Genomic DNA, 611 nt, shown 5'->3' with positions numbered 1-611 from the left:
AACAGTGATGACCAGTACCGGGATTTACTCTTAGCCGGTCAGTTATATAGCAAACAATATCAGCTGCAACCGGGGGTTGCCTTAAGCGAAGAGCAGATGGCGGCATTAACCACGGATATGGTGTGGATGGTCAATCAGGCTATCACGTTACCGGATGGTCGGGTGGAAGTGGTCAGCGTGCCTAAATTATATCTGGTGGGCAAGCATACCGGCGTTAACCTGCAGGGGAATGTTGTGCATGCCGGTCAGGTGAATATTCAGACACAAGAGGATATCAATAATCAGGGCGTGATTAGCGGGGATAAAATAGCGGCGAGTGGTCATAATATCATTAACCGGGGAACGATTGCCGGCGACAGTGTCTGGTTAGAGGCTAAACAGGATATTATTAACCAAAGTGGTTTACTGCAGGCAAAAACAGAGCTTGATGCCTATGCCGGTCGGGACATTATTTTAACAACGGAACAACATCAGTCCGGCAAAGAGCGCTGGTTAGATAACACGGCAACCGTGTATGTATCTGACAAAGAAGGGACATTACGGTTAACCGGTCAGCGCAATATTAACATTAATGCGGCGGATATTATCAGTAACGGCAAGGAAACTACGCT

General features: G+C 47.5%; 1 pseudogene. It reads left to right on the top strand.

The annotated features are described in order from the left end of the window. A pseudogene (locus tag ACKJXD_RS11935) lies at positions 1-611 on the top strand (hypothetical protein); the annotation flags it as partial.

It is taken from the genome of Gilliamella sp. G0441 (genome assembly GCF_050589305.1).
In the GTDB taxonomy this organism is placed as follows: domain Bacteria; phylum Pseudomonadota; class Gammaproteobacteria; order Enterobacterales; family Orbaceae; genus Gilliamella.
This window is presented reverse-complemented; position numbering and strand designations above follow the sequence as displayed.